A 17,022-nucleotide genomic window follows, 5' to 3' on the forward strand; every position below is an offset into this window, starting at 1 on the left:
ATCGGGTTACATAAATCAAACTAATTTTCGCAGACAGTGGTCGGCTGGACCCTCTAGATTGCAGTATCGACCCCGGCTTGCGGTTACCCGGGGGCCTGACAACAACAACGAGACCGACTCATGCAGCAATCTCCTCAAGCGGCCAATGCCTGGCGCGTGCTCTTCCTGCTGTTCCTGGCGAACCTGTTCAACTTCTTCGACCGCACCATCCCGGCCATCATCATCGAGCCGGTACGTCATGAGTGGAGCCTGAGCGACTTCCAGTTGGGCCTGATCGGAACCGCTTTCACGCTGGTCTACGCGGTCGCCGGCGTGCCGCTGGGGCGCATGGCCGATACCGGTGCGCGAAATAAGATCATGGGCTGGGGCCTGGCGGTCTGGAGCGGCCTGACCGCGGTGAACGGCCTGGCCTGGAACTTCTGGAGCTTCCTGCTGGTGCGCATGGGGGTCGGCATTGGTGAAGCCAGCTACGCGCCAGCGGCCAACTCGCTGATTGGCGATCTTTTCCCCGCCCACAAGCGCGCCCGCGCCATGGGCATCTTCATGCTCGGTCTGCCACTCGGCCTGGTGCTGGCCTTCTTCACTATCGGCGCCATGGTCAAGGCCTTCGACAGCTGGCGTGCACCCTTCTTCATCGCCGCCGTGCCGGGGCTGATCCTGGCGCTGTTCATGTTCTTCATCAAGGAGCCTGCCCGCGGCGCCGCCGAAGCCGTGAAGGTGTCCTCGGCAACGCCGGTAGACAAACCGCTGCGCCGAGTGCTGGCGATCCGCACCTTCTGGTGGCTGACCCTCGCAGGTCTCACTTACAACTTCGCCACCTATGCCACCAACTCCTTCATGGTGCCGATGCTGCAACGCTACTTCCTGATGCCGCTGGAGCAGGCGGCCATTGCCACGGGCATTATCACTGGCCTCACCGGCCTGGTGGGGCTGACGCTAGGTGGCTGGGTGGCGGACAAGGTGCACCAGAAGTCCGAGCGCGGCCGCCTTCTGCTGGCGGCTTTCAGCATGCTCGTAGCGGCGGTCTGCACCGGCTATGCGCTGCTGGCCGGGCGTATCGAGATCGGCCTGTTCGTTGCCATCTTCAGTCTGGGTTGGCTGTTCGCCTACAACTTCTACACCTGCGTCTACACCGCCATCCAGGATGTGGTGGAGCCGCGTCTGCGGGCGACCGCCATGGCGCTGTTCTTCGCCGGTCTCTACCTGCTGGGCGGGGGTCTTGGCCCGGTGGTCGTGGGGCTTCTGTCGGACCACTACTCCCAGGCGGCGATGCTGGCGGCTGGCGCGAGCGAGATGAACGAGACGTTCAAGGCCGTGGGCCTGCACAACGCCATGTTCCTGGTGCCGGTAGCGCTGACCCTGACCATGCTGGCTTTGTTCCAGGCGGCGCGTTGCTTCGTGCGCGATGCGGCGAACATGCGTGAAGGGCTGGCGGCTGCAGCCTGATCGACGCCCGAATGCAAAACGGCCCGCAATTGCGGGCCGTTTTTTTGAGGTGCGTTAATCGCCAGGGTGCCCGGCAGGACGGGTTGAGCGATACCCATCAATTCCTGCTGATGGGTATCCCTTCGTTCAAGCGGAGCGCCGCCCGCCACATCCTGCGAACCACCCTTAGCCTGCGACGAGGATTCGGATCGATTCCAGGCGCAGGGCCGCCTTGTCCAGCAGTTGAAGCCCCTCGTCACGCTGGTGGCGAACGGCTTCCAGTTCGCTGTCGCGTACGCTCGGGTTCACTGCCTGGAGCGCGGTGAGGCGCGCGAGCTCCTCGTCCAGTTCGGCCTTCAGGCGGCGCTGGGCTTCGGCTACGCGTTCGGCATGGCGCGGGGCGATCTTGGCTTCGCCGGCGTTTATCTGTGCCGCGAGCACGTCGCGCTGGGCCTGGACGAACTTGTTGGCACTGCCGCGCGGCACGCTTTCCAGTTGGTCGTTAAGGGTGTCGAAAGACACTTTGGCGGCCAGGTCGTTGCCATTGGCGTCCAGCAGGCAACGCAGGGCCTTGGGCGGCAGGAAGCGGCTGAGCTGCAGGGCGCGCGGGGCCACCGCTTCGCTGACATAGATCAGCTCCAACAGCACGGTGCCGGGCTTGAGTGCCTTGTTCTTGATCAGCGCCACGGCGGTGTTGCCCATGGAGCCGGAGAGCACCAGGTCCATGCCGCCCTGCACCATCGGATGTTCCCAGGTGAGGAACTGCATGTCCTCGCGGGACAGGGCCTGGTTGCGATCATAGGTGACGGTCACGCCTTCGTCGTCGCCGAGGGGGAAGCCCGCGTCGAGCATCTTCTCGCCGGGCTTGAGTACCAGGGCGTTCTCGGAGTGGTCTTCGCTGTCGATACCGAAGGCTTCGAAGAGCGACTCCATATAGATAGGCAGGGCGAACTGGTCGTCCTGTTCGAGAATGTCCTCTACCAGTTGCTCACCCTCACCGGCACCGCCGGAGTTGAGTTCCAGCAGACGGTCGCGGCCGTTGTGCATTTCACCTTCGAGGCGCTTGCGCTCGGTTTCGGCTTCGTTCACCAGGGCGTTCCAGGCATCGTCGTCGCCGCCTTCGAGCATCGGTAGCAGGCGCGGGCCGAACTGATGCTGGATGGCATTGCCGGTGGGGCAGGTGGCGAGGAAGGCGTTCAATGCCTGGTGGTACCACTGGAACAGGCGTTCCTGCGGGCTGGTTTCCAGGTAGGGCACGTGAAGCTGGATGGTGTGCTTCTGGCCGATCCGGTCGAGACGGCCGATACGCTGTTCCAGCAGGTCCGGGTGGGCCGGCAGGTCGAACAGCACGAGGTGATGGGCGAACTGGAAGTTGCGGCCCTCGGAACCGATCTCCGAGCAGATAAGCACCTGGGCGCCGAATTCTTCGTCGGCGAAGTAGGCGGCGGCACGGTCGCGCTCGAGGATGCTCATGCCTTCGTGGAACACGGTGGCCGGGATGCCGGAGCGCACACGCAGGGCGTCTTCCAGGTCCAGGGCGGTTTCCGCGTGGGCGCAGATCACCAGCACCTTGAACTTCTTCAGCATCTTCAGGGTGTCGATCAGCCACTCGACGCGCGGGTCGAAGCGCCACCAACGTTCGGCGTCATCGCCGCTGTCCTGCTGGGACTGGAAGCTGACTTCCGGGTAGAGGTCCGGGTGGTCGCCGATCGGCAACTCCATGTACTCGACCGGGTTGGGCAGCGGATAGGGGTGCAGGTTGCGCTCGGGAAAGCCCTGGACGGCGGCGCGGGTGTTGCGGAACAGCACGCGGCCGGTGCCGTGGCGGTCGAGCAGTTCGCGCACCAGGCGTGGAGCGGCTTCCTCGTCGCCAGCGGCCAGGGCTTTGAGCAGGCCTTCGCCTTCTTCGCCGAGGAAGCCCTTGATGGTCGCTTCGGCCTTGGCGCTCAGGCGGCCCTGGTCCAGCAGTTCCTGGACGGCTTCTGCCACTGGGCGGTAGTTGGCGCTTTCGGCGCGGAAGGCTTCCAGGTCGTGGAAGCGGTTCGGGTCCAGCAGGCGCAGACGTGCGAAGTGGCTTTCCTGGCCCAGCTGTTCCGGGGTGGCAGTGAGCAACAGCACGCCAGGGATGGTTTCGGCCAGTTGCTCCACCAGGCGGTATTCGGGGCTGGCCTGTTCCGGGTGCCAGACCAGGTGGTGGGCTTCGTCGACCACCAGCAGGTCCCAGCCGGCAGCGAAGGCGGCATCCTGGGCGCGCTCGCTGCTTTTCAGCCACTCCAGGGAAACCAGGGCCAACTGGCTGTCCTCGAAGGGGTTGCTGGCGTCGCTTTCGGCGAAGCGTTCGGCGTCGAACAGGGCGACCTGCAGGTTGAAGCGACGGCGCATTTCCACCAGCCACTGGTGCTGGAGGTTCTCCGGTACCAGGATCAACACCCGGCTGGCGCGACCGGAGATGAGCTGGCGGTGGATGACCAGGCCGGCTTCGATGGTCTTGCCCAGGCCCACTTCGTCGGCCAGCAGGACGCGCGGTGCCACACGGTCGGCCACTTCACGGGCTATGTGCAGTTGGTGAGCGATGGGCTGGGCGCGGGTGCCGCCCAGGCCCCAGAGGGAGGATTGCAGCAGGCGCGAGCGGTGTTCCAGGGTGTGGTAGCGCAGGGCGAACCACTTGTGCGGGTCGATCTGGCCGGCGAACAGGCGGTCATTGGCCAGGCGGAACTGGATGAAGTTGTTCAGCTGGGTTTCCGGCAGGATGCGGGGCTCGTTCTGAGCGGTGATGCCGTGGTAGATCAGCAGGCCGTCGATATCCTCGACTTCCTGGACGTTGAGCTTCCAGCCGTCGAAGTGGGTGATTTCGTCGCCCGGAGCGAAGCGCACGCGGGTCAGCGGCGCATTGCGCAGCGCGTACTGGCGGGTCTCGCCAGTGGCCGGGTAGAGCACGGTGAGCAGGCGGCCATCCGATGTCAGGATGGTCCCGAGCCCAAGCTCTGCTTCGCTGTCACTGATCCAGCGTTGCCCCGGTTGATACTGCTGCGCCATGCGTGTCTCCCTGAGATGAAAAAAGCCGCGTATGTTAACGGAACCGAGGGCGCAGGGCGACGCCGGATGCGGCCCGTATATCCGCAAAAGTGTAGCGAGCGCCGGTAAAGAAGCGCCAAAGACGGCCGACAGACTGACCAAAGGAGGGCTTCAACATGTTGCCACCCATTCCGCAAGGCCTGGTCCCTGTTACCGCCCAGCAGGATGTAGTCAAGCCGCGCCCCGACATTCCGCCGGTCACGCCCGTGCAGGAGAGCGCGCAAGAGAGTGCCGTCAGCCTGGACAAGCGCCATCCCCAGGAGGCCGAGGAACTGCTGCGCGAGGAGCAGCGGCGGCGCCAACGGCGAGGGTACACGCCCCAGGAACTGGCCACGGGGGAAGTGGCTGAAGCAGACCAGGCCGTGCTGGACGAGTTGCCGCGTCAGGGGTTGTGGGTGGATGTGGAGGTTTGAGCCGAGCACAATGGGCCTGATTCTTCCTTGAGCCGACACCGGTGGACCTGTTCGACGATATCCCTCTCCAGTTGCCCGACGCCGAATTGCGCTTTGAGCCGCACTTCCTTCCTTCGGCGCAGGCGAACGATTGGCTGGCCCGGCTGGTGGCTGAAACGCCCTGGGAACAGCCCGAAGTTCGTCTCCATGGCCGCGACTATCCCGTGCCACGGCTAGTCGCGTGGTACGGCGACCCCGAGGCCAGCTACCGCTATTCCGGCCTGACCCACCAGCCGTTGCCCTGGACGCCACTGCTGGCGGAGATCCGCACACGGGTTGCAGAGGCAGTGGGGCAGCCTCTCAATGGCGTTCTGCTCAACTATTACCGGGACGGCCAGGACTCCATGGGCTGGCACAGCGACGACGAACCCGAGCTCGGGCGCAATCCGCTGGTTGCCTCGCTCAATCTGGGTGGCACCCGCCGATTCGACCTGCGCCGCAAGGGCGCGAGCCGCATCGAGCATTCCCTGGAGCTGGGCCATGGCGCGCTACTGGTCATGAGCGGGCCAACGCAGCATCATTGGCAGCATCAAGTGGCGAAGACCCGTATCCCTTGCGCCCCCCGGCTCAATCTCACCTTCCGTTGGATCCGCTTATGAGCAACGACGAAAATCTGATCGACTTCGGCGCCGAGCGCGACAAGCGCATCCATGACGTCCACGAAAAACGCCTGAACGATATGCGCAAGGCATTCGAGCAGGCCATGCCCCTGTCTCAGCCCAAGGGCAAGAAGGGCGGCAAGAAGCCGAAGAAGCGCTGAGATCTCCCGGCCTTCCCCACACTCCGATCGGCGATCCACCGAGATTCTGTTCACTGCTTTGCGGGAGCGAATTCATTTGCGAATGAATTGGCTCCCGTAAAGCGGCTGTTCCAACCCTTCCCGCTGTCTCACACCCTCCGAAAATTGACCTGGATCAGTATCCCGACCGCCTTTCCGCGGGCCCTTGGAAGCTATTGATCCAAATCAATTTTCGCGTCCTGCTGCGCGGGTACCTTGAACCCATCGAAGCAACAACGCCACACGCAGGAGGCAGATCATGTTCGTCGATACAGTGGTTCTCGCCGGTATAGGCACCGTCGGTCTCATGGTCGCTTTCTTCGCCGGGGTTGGTTACTTCATCTGGAAGGACTCGCAAAAACGCAAACCGCGTTGAGTCACTCCGGGTTTACAGGCACGCAAGGCACCTCGGGCGACTTCGGTCGCCCATTTTTTTGTTCCCGCTTTTCTTCCATCGCGGCCCGCGCCAGACTGGCGCCATGCCGATCCAGACCCTTTCCCGCCTTTCTGAAATCGATCCGCAGCACTGGAATGCCTTGCTGCCGGACGACCAGCCATTCCTGCAGCATGCCTTTCTCTGCGCCCTGGAAGAAAGCGGCAGCGTGGGCGGCCGCAGCGGCTGGCACCCGGCCCATTATCTTTTACGCGGGGCGAACGGCGAGCTGAAGGCTGCTCTGCCGGCCTATCTCAAGAGCCATTCCTACGGCGAGTACGTCTTCGACTGGGCCTGGGCCGATGCCTGCCAGCGCGCTGGTATCCCGTACTATCCCAAGTTGCTGGCGGCGGTACCCTTCACTCCGGTAGGTGGTGCGCGGTTGCTGGCGGTGGATGACGCGGCGGCCGGCGAACTGCTCGATGCAGTGGTGGCCGATGTCGCCGCTGACGATCTATCGGGGCTGCACATCAACTTCACCGATGCCTTTGCCGACCATCACCTGCGTGGCCGTGAAGGCTGGCTGGAACGCCTGGGCTGCCAGTTCCACTGGCGCAACCACGGCTATCGGGACTTCCAGGATTTTCTCGACGCCCTGAGTTCGCGCAAGCGCAAGCAGATCCGCAAGGAGCGTGAGCAGGTGGCGGGGCAGGGGATCGAGTTCCAGTGGCGCCGCAGCCAGGAACTGGAGGAATCGGACTGGGATTTCATCTACGCCTGTTATGCCAACACCTATCGGGTGCGGGGCCAGGCGCCCTACCTGACGCGTGCCTTCTTCAGCCTGCTGGCCGAACGGATGCCGGAGGCCATTCGCGTGGTGCTGGCGCTGCAATCGCACCGACCGGTTGCCATGGCGTTTTCGCTACAGGGGGGCGACACCCTTTACGGGCGCTACTGGGGGTGTCTGGCAGAGTTCGACAGGCTGCATTTCGAAACCTGCTTCTACCAGGGAATCGACCAGGCCATTGCCACAGGGCTCCAGCGCTTTGATGCCGGGGCCCAGGGTGAGCACAAGTTGATTCGAGGATTCGAGCCGGTGATCACCCGCTCCTGGCACTGGCTGGCCCATCCTGGCTTGCGTGCCGCGGTGGACGATTTCCTGGTGCAGGAGCGGGGTGGGGTGCTGGCCTACGCGGAAGAGGCGCGTGGCCTGCTGCCCTATCGGCGAGACTGATCAGCCGATCTGGGGGGTGTCGGGGGTGATGGTGCTGCCGCCCCACTCGAGGAAGCGGATCTTGCGGACTTCACCTTCGCTGTCTTCGTAGACGAGGGTGACCGGCACGACGCCGATTTTCTGGGAGGTATCGGTGCGGTGCAGCACTTTCTGGACGTCGATCTCCATCCCGTAGTGGTAGTCCACTGGCGCCACTCCGGCACCTTGATTCTGAAGGCCATCCTGGGCGAATACGCTGGGCGCGAGGCTGGAGAGCAGGGCGCTGACAACTGAGGCCATTTTCATAAGGCTTGTATTCCTCTGTTGGGTTTCGCTTACAAGGGACTTTATCTGACCCATCGAGAACGGTTAGTTCAGTGACCCCCTTCGATGATCCTGCTTTGAGCGTTTTTTGATCACCCGGAATTGCCCGAACTAGAGGCGCTGCGACCGTTTGTCGCACTTCTGGAAATTTTCCCTTTCCTGGTCTAGCGGAGCGTTCACGGTCCCGATCAATTCATTTGAAATTGGGAAGCCACGTCCTTAGGGCGTGGTCATGAATCATCGGCTGTGCCAGTGACGATCGAAATGCCTGATTTACAGGATGAAGTCGGATTGTCAGTAGTGCGGCGCGGCGGGGCTCATTCCACGCCGACGAAGCCGCCGGTCTGGTGCTGCCAGAGGCGTGCGTACAGGCCCCCGTGCTCCAGCAGTTCCGTGTGGCTGCCGCTCTCGACCACGCGACCCTTGTCCAGCACCACCAGGCGATCCATGCGGGCGATGGTGGAAAGGCGGTGGGCGATGGCGATCACCGTCTTGCCGCGCATCAGGGTTTCCAGGCTTTCCTGAATGGCGGCCTCCACTTCTGAGTCGAGTGCCGAGGTGGCCTCGTCGAGGATCAGGATGGGCGCGTCCTTGAGCAATACGCGCGCGATGGCGATGCGCTGGCGCTGGCCGCCGGACAGCTTCACGCCACGCTCGCCGACATGGGCGTCGAAGCCGCAGCGCCCACTGACATCCGAGAGCAGCGGCACGAATTCATCGGCTCGGGCTTTGCGAATGGCATCCTGCAGTTCGGCGTCGCTGGCTCCTGGGCGGCCGTAGAGCAAGTTGTCGCGGATGGAGCGGTGCAGCAGCGAGGTGTCCTGGGTGACCATGCCGATCTGCGCCCGCAGGCTTTCCTGGGTAACCAGGGCGATGTCCTGATCGTCGATGAGGATGCGCCCGCCCTCCAGGTCGTAGAGCCTCAGCAGCAGGTTGACCAGGGTCGATTTGCCGGCGCCCGAGGGCCCGACCAGGCCGATCTTCTCGCCGGGGCGCACTCGCAGATCGAGGTTCTCGATCACACCGCTGCCTTTGCCGTAGTGGAAAGCGACATCCTCGAAGCGCACTTCGCCACGCCTGACTTCGAGCGGTTTGGCGCTCCTGCTGTCGGTCACCTGGCGCGGCACCGCGATGGTCTGCATACCGTCCTGGACCTGGCCGATGTTGTCGAAGATGCCGGTGACGACCCACATGATCCAGCCGGACATGCTGTTGATACGCATCACCAGACCGGCCGCCAGGGCGATGGCGCCGACGCTGATCAGTCCCTGGTTCCACAGCCACAGGGCCAGGCCGCAGGTGGTGACGATGAGTGCGCCGCCCATGCCGGTGATGGTGGCGTCCATGGCCGTAATCACCCGTGCGGTCATCTGCGTCTTGCGAGTCTGTTCGTCGATGGCCTCGCGGGCGTAGTCCTCTTCCTTGCGGGTGTGGGCGAAGAGCTTGAGGGTGGTGATGTTGGTGTAGCCGTCGACAATACGCCCCATCAGTTTGGAACGTGCGTCAGAGGACTCCACCGAGCGCTGTTTGACCTTGGGGACGAAGTAGGCGATGGCGGCGATGTAGCCGGCGATCCAGATCGCCAGCGGCAGCATCAGGCGCCAGTCGGCCTCGGCAAACAACACCAGGGAACTGACGGCGTAGATGAGGACGTGCCAGAGAGCATCTACCGCCTGCACCGCCGAGTCGCGCAGGGCGTTGCCCGTCTGCATGATGCGTTGGGCGATACGTCCGGCGAAGTCGTTCTGGAAGAAGCCCAGGCTTTGCTTGAGCACGTAGCGGTGGTTCTGCCAGCGGATCAGGTTGGTCAGGCTGGGGGTGATCGCCTGGTGGACCAGCAGGTCGTGCAAGCTGTTGAACAGCGGGCGCAGCAGCAGGACCACCAGGGCCATCCAGGCCAGTTCATGGCCGTGCAGAGCGAAGAACTGCCCGCTGGGTGTGCTTTGTGCCAGGTCGACGACGCGACCCAGGAAGCTGAACAGCGCGACCTCGATCAGGGCAACGATCAGCCCGACCAGCAACAGGGCGCTGAAGATCGGCCAGACCTGGCGCAGGTAATGGACATAGAAGCGCAGCACACTGCGCGGGGGCATCTCGTCTGGCGCCTGGCGGAACGTGTCGATCAGGCGCTCGAAGCGTTGGAAGAGCATGGCGAGTCCATCCGAGGAAGAGCGGTTGGCCCGGGCGTCCTGCCCGGGCCAAGAGGATCAGAGCCGTTTGGCGGAGAGGATCACCACCGGTTGCATTGGGACGTTCTGGAACATGCCACGGTTTCCGGTGGGCACGTTGGCGATCTGGTCGACCACGTCCATGCCGCGCACCACTTTGCCGAACACGGCGTAACCGAAGTCGCGACTGCCATGGTCGAGGAAGGCGTTGTCGTTGTGGTTGATGAAGAACTGGCTGGTGGCGGAGTTCACTGCCTGGGTGCGGGCCATGGCCAGGGTGCCGCGCAGGTTGCGCAGGCCATTGTCCGCCTCGTTCTTGATCGGGTCGCGGGTGTCCTTCTGGCTCATGTCGGTGTCGAAACCACCACCCTGGATCATGAACCCGGGGATCACGCGGTGGAACACGGTGCCGTTGTAGAAGCCGGCGTCCACGTAGTCGAGGAAGTTCTTCACGCTGACCGGGGCCTTATCGGCCTCCAGTTCCACTTCGATTTCCCCAGCACTGGTGGTCAACAGCACATGGGGCTTGTCGGCGGCCATAACGGTGAGGGAGACGAGCAGGGCGCAGGCGCCCAGGACGAGTTTCTTCAGCATGGGTTTTGTTCCTTGTTGCGCTCCACTTCGGCCAGGAAGTCGAGCAGGGTGGTGTTGAAGCGGTCGGGTTGGTCCAGCGGCGTGGCGTGACGGGAGTTCTCGATGACCACCAGGCGAGCGTTGGGCATCTCCTTTACGTAGGCCTCTTTCTGCGAAACCGGGGTGTAGTCGCGGTCGGCGGTGATCACCAGGGTAGGACACTGGATGCGTCGCAGGCGATCCCGTACGCCCCAGCCGATGATGGCGTTCAAGGCCGAGAGGTAGGCGCGTTTGTCGTTCTGTGGCCAGCGTTCCTCGATCTTGCGGCGCAGGTCGGCCTGCTCGGGCAGTGGGAACAACAGGCTGCCCAGGGCCTTGGCAATGCGGTCGAGGCTGAGCAGGTGCGAGAAGATCCAGCGCTTGGCGATTTCCAGGTAGTCCTTCGGCGAGTGGGGCTTCACCTCGGGTCCGCTGTTGACGATGGTCAGGCTGCGCAGCAATTCGGGATGATCGACGCCGAGCTGGAAACCGATCATGCCGCCCATGCTGATGCCCACCAGATGGACGTCGATCAGCCCGAGGTGCTCGATCAGTGCCGTCACGTCATCGGAGAAAACAGCGATGCTGTAACGCTCGCGCGGCTTGTCGGAGCGGCCGTGGCCACGCACATCGAGGACGATCACCCGGTAGTGGGCGGCCAGGGCTGGGACCTGGTACTCCCAATCTCGGGTGCTCGAACCCAGCCCGTGGACCAGCACTACCGGCATGCCGTGGCCGTAATCCTCGTAGTGAAGCTGACAACCATCATTCTCGAAGTAGGACATGCATGACCTCCTGTCAGATGCTGGAAACCGGTGCCGCGAAGGCAACGTCGAGTGGCGCGGAGTCGAAGGTCTTGATCAGTTCGACCAGGATCTGCGAGGCCGGCCCAAGAGCCTTGTCCTTGTTGGCGTAGAGATAGAAGGAGGGATGGCGGCTGCCGCCTTGCTCCATGGGCAAGGGCCTGAGCTGGCCTTCCTGGAGTTCCCGTTCGATCAGGTGGCGTGGCAGCCAGGCGAAACCGAGGCCGCTGCTGACAAAGTTGGCGGCGGTTGACAGGCTGCCCACCGTCCAGCGTTGTTCGGCGCCCAGCCAGCCGACGTTGCGTGGCTGGGTGCGCCCGGTGTCGCGGATCACGACTTGCAGTTGGCTCTCCAGGTCCTGGAAGTTGATCTGGCGTTGCAGTCGGTGCAGGGGATGGTCGGGATGGGCGACCGCGATGAACTCCACCGAACCGAGGCCGGCACCCAGGTAGCCCTGGATGTCCAGGGTGGTGATTGCCAGGTCCGCGGAGCCCTCCAGCAGCACCTCCTCGACACCGGACAGCACTTCCTCACGCAGGCGCACTCGGCAACCGCGGCTCTGCGGCATGAAGGCGGACAGTGCCCGCACCAGGCGGGCGTTGGGGTAGGCCGCGTCGACGACCAGGCGTACTTCGGCCTCCCAGCCCTGCTCCATGTGGTGGGCGAGTTCTTCAAGTTGGCTGGCCTGCTTGACCAACTGCCGCGAACGACGCAACAGCACTTCGCCTGCTTCGGTCAGCACCGCCTTGCGCCCTTCGATGCGCAACAGGGGGACGCCCAGTTGTTCCTGCATGCGCGCGACCGTATAGCTGACCGAGGATTGCGAACGGTGCGTAGCCTCGGCAGCCTGGGCGAAGCCGCCATGGTCCACCACGGCCTGGAGGGTGCGCCACTGGTCCAGGGTAACGCGCGGGGCTTTCATGCTGTCCTGCTCCTCTAGCTACTTATGCCGGCAAATTGCGCGCGCCCATGGCGCTGATGTCGCTTGCGGCGCTCTGTTAAGCTCGCGTTCTCTGCACTGGAGATCGCCCATGAAAAAACTGTGTTGTGCCTTGTTCGCCCTGCTGCCAACCCTGGCCTTCGCCTACCCCATCGAGGTGGAGAAGCAGTACAACGGCGCGGAGATCGTCTACGACACCACCGACATCGACAACAACCTGGCCGCCATCAATATCCAGAACCTGGGCGGGACCACGGCCGAGTGCAAGGCAGTGTTCGTCAACGGCCCGGAGACTCCCAGGGTGCGCAAGGCGCTCATCGAGAGCGGCAAGAGCGCCTACCTGACCGCCAATTTCACTCGCGCGGTGATCAAGCTGCGGATCAAGCTGACTTGCAATCCGAGGTAGCCGGGACGCGGATTCGGGCACAGGAACCAGCCTAGTGCCCCTCCTGCTACAAATCAACTTTCTTGATATGTTGTAGCGGATATTTACGCTTTTTTATCGATTTGTGACGACATAATCTGCGCCCCATCGACGCAATCAACCCCGCGATGGAGGTAGCCCAAATGTCCCGTGTACTCGTCATCGAAAGCAGCGCCCGCCAGCAAGGTTCCGTTTCCCGCCAGCTCACCCAGGACTTCATCGCCAAGTGGCAAGCTGCTCACCCAGCCGATGAAATCACCGTTCGCGACCTCGCGGTGGACCAGGTACCGCACCTGGACGCCGACCTGCTGGGTGGCTGGATGAAACCCGCCGACCAGCAGAGCGAAAGCGAGAAGGCTGCCCTGCAGCGCTCCAACCTGCTGACCGAAGAGCTGCTGGCTGCCGACGTACTGGTGATGGCGGCCCCCATGTACAACTTCGCCATCCCCAGCACCCTGAAATCCTGGCTGGACCATGTGCTGCGTGCCGGCGTCACCTTCAAGTACACCGAAACCGGCCCGAAAGGCCTGCTCACCGGCAAGCGCGCGATCGTCCTGACCGCTCGCGGCGGCATCTACTCCGGTAGCCCGATGGACCACCAGGAACCCTACCTGCGCCAGGCCATGAGCTTCATCGGTATCCATGACGTGACCTTTATCCACGCCGAAGGCCTGAACTTGGGCGGTGAGTTCCAGGAAAAAGGCCTGGCTTTGGCCAGGGCTCAGTTGGCCCAGGTGGCTTGATCCGTTAGCTCCCCAGCTCCGCCAGGTGCTCCACCGCTCCGTGGACGCCTGCTGACTGCCCGGCCTGATTCAGGTCGGGCTTTTTTATTTGAGGAATGGAGAGATTAAGGCCGGCGACCTGCTTTCGCGAATGAGCGGGTTCACACCAGCATGCCTGCCTGGCTTGGCGGTAAGTCATGGCACGCCGAGCCTATTCTCGCTGGGAGCGGTTTGGGGAGGAGGGGGCCTGTGCCCGGTTTGGATTCCCACGCCATGCCGTTTTCAACAATGCCGACGACGGGTCTGCCCGGTTGGTCAACTTTGCCCCTTGTTAAGCTTCCGCTCGCGGCAAGGAAGGCGTATGTTCGCCGGCTGCTTTGTGAGGCCCCAGATGAGTTCGCTTCATTCCCTTTCCTACGTGTCGAGGCGGTCATGAGGCTGTCGGGCCGTGGTGTCGCGCTGTCGCTGACGGCGTCGGTCCTGTTTGCCCTGATGCCGGGTTACGTGGGTGAGCTCGCGCCCCTGGATGGCGTGCAGATTTTCGCCCAACGGGTGCTCTGGTCGATTCCGGCGGTGCTCTTTCTATTGATGCTGACCCGACAGTGGTCGACGTTCATCTCGGTACTTGGTCGGCTGCGGCGCGAACCCTTGTTGCTGGCAGCCCTGCCGTTGGCGGCGGCGCTGATTGGCCTGCAATGGGGGCTGTTCCTTTGGGCGCCGTTGCAGGGGCGAATGCTGGAAGTGTCACTTGGCTATTTCCTGCTGCCCCTGGCAATGGTGGTGGCTGGCCGGGTGTTCTACGCCGAGCATCTGCGACCACTGCAACTGCTGGCGGTGCTCTGTGCGCTGGCAGGTGTGCTCCATGAGCTCTGGCTGACCCGTGCCTTTTCCTGGCTTACCCTGGCTACCGCCCTGGGGTACCCGCCTTACTTCATGCTGCGTCGTTGGATGAGACTGGATGCGCTGTCCGGTTTCATCCTGGAGATGGCGGTGCTGGCGCCCCTGGCCATCTGGCTGATCGCGAGCTATTCGCCACCTGGGGCGTTCAGCCAGGCGCCGCAGCTTTGGTGGCTGATTCCTGGGCTGGGGCTGCTGGGCACTCTCGCTTTCGCCGCCATGATGGCGTCCAGCCGGCTATTGCCCCTGGGGCTTTTCGGGATTCTCAGCTATGTGGAACCGGTGCTGCTGTTCGCGGTGGCGGTAGCTTTCCTGGGCGAGCCTTTCAACCCTGCCCAGCTCTGGACCTACCTGCCAATCTGGCTGGCCGTGCTGCTGATCGGCTGGGACAGCGCCCACCTACTTCGCAAGCAGGCCCGGAAGGGCCTGTAGCACGTGGTCCCGCAGCAGCGGGGCCAAATTCTCCGGATGGGGTTCCCCGGGCTCCAGCCAGGCCAGTTCCTCCAACTCGGCTGCAGCCTCCACGGCGTGGGGCAGGCGGGCGACGAAGATTTCGGCATCCACCCAGGTATCCGTCTCGTTGGCGGCAGGCGCGCGAAAGCGGCCCAGGGGTTTCAGGGCCGATGCGTCCAGGCGCAGCTGGAGTTCTTCCCAGAGTTCACGTTGCAGGGCTTGGAGCGGGCTTTCGTCCGCCTCGCGTTTGCCGCCGGGCAGCATCAGTGCGTGGGTGCCACGCTTGCGTACCAGCAGTAAGCGGTCGTGCGGGTCCAGCAGGCAGGCAGCGGCGATATTCAGGGTGGTCATGGTAATTCGGCTTCGGGCAGGAGTTGGTAGTGCAGCTGCACCACGCCGGTGGGGAAGCTGCGCTGCTCGCGGAGCTGGAGTCGGCGTTCCAGGCCGGTGGCGAACATCGGGATACCGGCGCCCAGCAGGTGGGGGATGAAACTGACCACGAGTTCATCGAGCAGGCCGGCAGAGTAGCAGGTCCCCGCCAGCGATCCACCTCCCACCAGCCAGATGCGTTTGCAGCCGGCGGCAGTCATTTGCTCGATGGCCTGGGTCGGCGTGTCATGGCAGATCCGAACATCTGAAGCGGCTTGCGGCAGGTCGCCGCGGGTCAGTACGGTGCAGGGCTTGCCGGGATAGGGCCAGTCACCGCCGAAGGCCAGGACGGTCTCGTAGGTCACCCGTCCCATCAACAGACCGTCGATGCTGTCGTAGAAAGCCTGGTAGCCGTGGTCGTCGCCTGCTTCTTCAATGGGCTTCAGCCAGTCGACGCGACCATCGGGGCGGGCAATGTAGCCATCGAGGCTGGCGGCGACGTAGTAGATCAGGGCTGCGCGCATGGTCGGGCTCCGGGATCGGGTGGAGTGAGCGTATACCGGCGAGGTATTTCCGTCGCTGCGTCGCTCGGAATTCGGGCGTTTGCTCGCGACTCCGGGTAACCTATGCAGCTATTTACGCTTTCGATCGAGGTAGCCCTGTGTTTTCCCAATTCGCCCTGCACGAACGTCTGCTCAAGGCCGTTGCCGAACTCAAATTCGTCGAGCCGACCCCGGTGCAGGCGGCGGCCATTCCGCCGGCCCTGGAAGGGCGCGACCTGCGGGTGACCGCCCAGACCGGCAGTGGCAAGACCGCCGCCTTCGTCCTGCCGCTGCTCAACCGCCTGATCGGCGAGGCCAAGCCGCGCGAGCGCATCCGTTCGCTGATCCTGTTGCCGACCCGTGAGCTGGCGCAGCAGACCCTGAAGGAAGTGGAGCGCTTCTCCCAGTTCACCTTCATCAAGTCCGGCATCGTTACCGGCGGTGAGGACTTCAAGGTGCAAGCGGCAATGCTGCGCAAGTTGCCGGACGTCCTGGTGGGAACCCCGGGGCGCCTTATCGAGCACCTCAATGCCGGTACTCTCGACCTCAAGGAGGTGGAAGTGCTGGTGCTGGACGAAGCCGACCGCATGCTCGACATGGGTTTCGCCGAGGACATGCAACGCCTGACCAACGAGTGCGCCAGCCGCCAGCAAACCCTGCTGTTCTCCGCCACCACCGGTGGCGCCGCGTTGCGCGATGTGTCTGCCAGCGTGCTGCGCGACCCCCTGCACCTGCGCCTGAACAGCGTCGACCAGCTCAACGAAAGCACCCGCCAGCAGATCATCACGGCCGATCATCCTGAACATAAGGAACAGCTGGCGCGCTGGCTGCTGGCCAATGAGACCTACCAGAAGGCGATCATCTTCACCAACACCCGCGTCCAAGCCGATCGTCTCTATGGGCACCTGGTGGCGGGTGGCTACAAGGCGTTCGTACTCCACGGCGACAAGGACCAGAAGGACCGCAGGCTGGCCATCGAACGGGTGAAGCAGGGCGGCACCAAAGTGCTGGTGGCTACTGACATCGCCGCCCGTGGCCTGGATATCGAAGGCCTGGACCTGGTGATCAACTTCGACATGCCGCGCTCCGGCGACGAGTATGTGCACCGTGTCGGCCGGACCGGTCGTGCCGGTGGCGAGGGCCTGGCCATCTCGCTGATCTGCCACAACGACTGGAACCTGATGTCCAGCATCGAACGCTACCTCAAGCAGACGTTCGAGCGCCGGGTCATCAAGGAGCTGAAGGGCACTTACACCGGCCCGAAGAAGGTCAAGGCATCTGGCAAGGCCGCTGGCACCAAGAAGAAAAAGACCGACAAGAAAGGCGACAAGAAAGCCCCCGCCAAGTCTGCTGCGCCCAAGCGCAAGCCAAGCAAGCCGCGAGAGGAATCCCGCGTGGTGAGCGGTGACGGCCTGGCGCCGCTCAAGCGCAAGAAGCCGGCAGCGGAGTAAC

At 63.6% G+C, this 17,022-nt stretch carries 18 protein-coding genes; 10 read left to right on the forward strand and 8 right to left on the reverse strand.

Going from position 1 to position 17,022, the window contains the following annotated elements; translation table 11 throughout:
* The first annotated feature begins 120 nt into the window (after window positions 1-120).
* A complete protein-coding gene (locus tag G559_RS0102320) occupies window positions 121-1,446 on the forward strand; it encodes a spinster family MFS transporter (protein ID WP_028626699.1) in 1,326 nt (441 codons plus the stop codon).
* Between the two features lie 165 nt (window positions 1,447-1,611).
* Here G559_RS0102320 and rapA read toward each other — a convergent pair whose 3' ends face one another.
* Window positions 1,612-4,461: an RNA polymerase-associated protein RapA gene (rapA, locus tag G559_RS0102325; protein WP_028626700.1), complete on the reverse strand. Its 2,850-nt coding sequence runs from the start codon at window positions 4,459-4,461 to the stop codon at window positions 1,612-1,614.
* Window positions 4,462-4,616: 155 nt separating this feature from the next.
* On the opposite strand from rapA, the gene G559_RS0102330 reads away from it, so the two are divergent.
* The 5 genes from G559_RS0102330 (at window position 4,617) to G559_RS0102350 (ending at window position 7,337) form a co-directional block, all read left to right on the forward strand.
* Entirely contained in the window at window positions 4,617-4,913 is a 297-nt protein-coding gene (locus G559_RS0102330; RefSeq protein ID WP_028626701.1) for a hypothetical protein, read from the forward strand.
* 41 nt (window positions 4,914-4,954) lie between these two features.
* On the forward strand, window positions 4,955-5,551 hold the full coding sequence (locus G559_RS0102335; RefSeq protein ID WP_028626702.1) for an alpha-ketoglutarate-dependent dioxygenase AlkB family protein: 597 nt from the start codon (window positions 4,955-4,957) through the stop codon (window positions 5,549-5,551).
* Window positions 5,548-5,712: a hypothetical protein gene (locus G559_RS30660; protein ID WP_169338765.1), complete on the forward strand. Its 165-nt coding sequence runs from the start codon at window positions 5,548-5,550 to the stop codon at window positions 5,710-5,712. The genes G559_RS0102335 and G559_RS30660 overlap by 4 nt, the downstream gene beginning before the upstream one ends.
* 277 nt (window positions 5,713-5,989) lie before the next feature.
* Window positions 5,990-6,106: a cytochrome c oxidase subunit CcoM gene (ccoM, locus tag G559_RS31080; RefSeq protein WP_028626703.1), complete on the forward strand. Its 117-nt coding sequence runs from the start codon at window positions 5,990-5,992 to the stop codon at window positions 6,104-6,106.
* A gap of 103 nt (window positions 6,107-6,209) precedes the next feature.
* Window positions 6,210-7,337, forward strand: a complete 1,128-nt coding sequence (locus G559_RS0102350; protein WP_028626704.1) for a GNAT family N-acetyltransferase — start codon at window positions 6,210-6,212, stop codon at window positions 7,335-7,337.
* Here G559_RS0102350 and G559_RS0102355 read toward each other — a convergent pair whose 3' ends face one another.
* The 5 genes from G559_RS0102355 to G559_RS0102375 all read right to left on the reverse strand — a co-directional run bounded on the left by G559_RS0102355 (window position 7,338) and on the right by G559_RS0102375 (window position 12,145).
* Window positions 7,338-7,622, reverse strand: coding sequence for a DUF2790 domain-containing protein (locus G559_RS0102355; RefSeq protein WP_028626705.1), 285 nt, complete (start codon window positions 7,620-7,622; stop codon window positions 7,338-7,340). It abuts the gene before it with no gap.
* A gap of 335 nt (window positions 7,623-7,957) precedes the next feature.
* Entirely contained in the window at window positions 7,958-9,790 is a 1,833-nt protein-coding gene (locus G559_RS0102360; RefSeq protein WP_028626706.1) for an ABC transporter ATP-binding protein, read from the reverse strand.
* A 57-nt stretch (window positions 9,791-9,847) separates the two neighbouring features.
* Entirely contained in the window at window positions 9,848-10,402 is a 555-nt protein-coding gene (locus tag G559_RS0102365; RefSeq protein ID WP_028626707.1) for a peptidylprolyl isomerase, read from the reverse strand.
* Complete coding sequence (locus G559_RS0102370; RefSeq protein WP_028626708.1) at window positions 10,396-11,205, reverse strand: alpha/beta fold hydrolase; 810 nt, start codon at window positions 11,203-11,205, stop codon at window positions 10,396-10,398. Before G559_RS0102370 ends, G559_RS0102365 begins: the two co-directional genes overlap by 7 nt.
* A gap of 13 nt (window positions 11,206-11,218) precedes the next feature.
* Entirely contained in the window at window positions 11,219-12,145 is a 927-nt protein-coding gene (locus G559_RS0102375; protein ID WP_028626709.1) for a LysR family transcriptional regulator, read from the reverse strand.
* A 109-nt stretch (window positions 12,146-12,254) separates the two neighbouring features.
* On the opposite strand from G559_RS0102375, the gene G559_RS0102380 reads away from it, so the two are divergent.
* The 3 genes from G559_RS0102380 (at window position 12,255) to rarD (ending at window position 14,638) form a co-directional block, all read left to right on the forward strand.
* The gene (locus tag G559_RS0102380; protein WP_028626710.1) at window positions 12,255-12,569 is read left to right on the forward strand and encodes a hypothetical protein; all 315 of its coding nucleotides are present in this window, start codon (window positions 12,255-12,257) and stop codon (window positions 12,567-12,569) included.
* Window positions 12,570-12,730: 161 nt separating this feature from the next.
* Window positions 12,731-13,330, forward strand: coding sequence for an FMN-dependent NADH-azoreductase (locus G559_RS0102385; protein WP_028626711.1), 600 nt, complete (start codon window positions 12,731-12,733; stop codon window positions 13,328-13,330).
* A gap of 411 nt (window positions 13,331-13,741) precedes the next feature.
* A complete protein-coding gene (rarD, locus tag G559_RS0102390; protein WP_028626712.1) occupies window positions 13,742-14,638 on the forward strand; it encodes an EamA family transporter RarD in 897 nt (298 codons plus the stop codon).
* Here the strand turns inward: rarD and G559_RS0102395 are convergent.
* Window positions 14,606-15,010, reverse strand: coding sequence for an NUDIX hydrolase (locus G559_RS0102395; protein WP_036996744.1), 405 nt, complete (start codon window positions 15,008-15,010; stop codon window positions 14,606-14,608). The genes rarD and G559_RS0102395 overlap by 33 nt on opposite strands.
* On the reverse strand, window positions 15,007-15,552 hold the full coding sequence (locus G559_RS0102400; RefSeq protein WP_028626714.1) for a dihydrofolate reductase family protein: 546 nt from the start codon (window positions 15,550-15,552) through the stop codon (window positions 15,007-15,009). Before G559_RS0102400 ends, G559_RS0102395 begins: the two co-directional genes overlap by 4 nt.
* A gap of 137 nt (window positions 15,553-15,689) precedes the next feature.
* Between G559_RS0102400 and G559_RS0102405 the strand changes: the two genes are divergently transcribed.
* Window positions 15,690-17,021, forward strand: coding sequence for a DEAD/DEAH box helicase (locus tag G559_RS0102405; protein ID WP_028626715.1), 1,332 nt, complete (start codon window positions 15,690-15,692; stop codon window positions 17,019-17,021).
* Window position 17,022: the final 1 nt, after the last annotated feature.

Origin of the sequence: Metapseudomonas resinovorans DSM 21078, assembly GCF_000423545.1 — a bacterium.
Lineage (GTDB): Bacteria > Pseudomonadota > Gammaproteobacteria > Pseudomonadales > Pseudomonadaceae > Metapseudomonas > Metapseudomonas resinovorans.

Coding starts and splice junctions, on each gene's coding strand:
- G559_RS0102370 (WP_028626708.1), bottom strand. CDS start 11,205: ATGTCCTACTTCGAGAATGATGGTTGTCAGCTTCACTACGAGGATTAC.
- rapA (WP_028626700.1), bottom strand. CDS start 4,461: ATGGCGCAGCAGTATCAACCGGGGCAACGCTGGATCAGTGACAGCGAA.
- G559_RS0102385 (WP_028626711.1), top strand. CDS start 12,731: ATGTCCCGTGTACTCGTCATCGAAAGCAGCGCCCGCCAGCAAGGTTCC.
- G559_RS0102375 (WP_028626709.1), bottom strand. CDS start 12,145: ATGAAAGCCCCGCGCGTTACCCTGGACCAGTGGCGCACCCTCCAGGCC.
- G559_RS0102320 (WP_028626699.1), top strand. CDS start 121: ATGCAGCAATCTCCTCAAGCGGCCAATGCCTGGCGCGTGCTCTTCCTG.
- G559_RS0102355 (WP_028626705.1), bottom strand. CDS start 7,622: ATGAAAATGGCCTCAGTTGTCAGCGCCCTGCTCTCCAGCCTCGCGCCC.
- G559_RS0102380 (WP_028626710.1), top strand. CDS start 12,255: ATGAAAAAACTGTGTTGTGCCTTGTTCGCCCTGCTGCCAACCCTGGCC.
- G559_RS0102350 (WP_028626704.1), top strand. CDS start 6,210: ATGCCGATCCAGACCCTTTCCCGCCTTTCTGAAATCGATCCGCAGCAC.
- G559_RS0102365 (WP_028626707.1), bottom strand. CDS start 10,402: ATGCTGAAGAAACTCGTCCTGGGCGCCTGCGCCCTGCTCGTCTCCCTC.
- G559_RS0102330 (WP_028626701.1), top strand. CDS start 4,617: ATGTTGCCACCCATTCCGCAAGGCCTGGTCCCTGTTACCGCCCAGCAG.
- G559_RS30660 (WP_169338765.1), top strand. CDS start 5,548: ATGAGCAACGACGAAAATCTGATCGACTTCGGCGCCGAGCGCGACAAG.
- rarD (WP_028626712.1), top strand. CDS start 13,742: ATGAGGCTGTCGGGCCGTGGTGTCGCGCTGTCGCTGACGGCGTCGGTC.
- ccoM (WP_028626703.1), top strand. CDS start 5,990: ATGTTCGTCGATACAGTGGTTCTCGCCGGTATAGGCACCGTCGGTCTC.
- G559_RS0102395 (WP_036996744.1), bottom strand. CDS start 15,010: ATGACCACCCTGAATATCGCCGCTGCCTGCCTGCTGGACCCGCACGAC.
- G559_RS0102360 (WP_028626706.1), bottom strand. CDS start 9,790: ATGCTCTTCCAACGCTTCGAGCGCCTGATCGACACGTTCCGCCAGGCG.
- G559_RS0102400 (WP_028626714.1), bottom strand. CDS start 15,552: ATGCGCGCAGCCCTGATCTACTACGTCGCCGCCAGCCTCGATGGCTAC.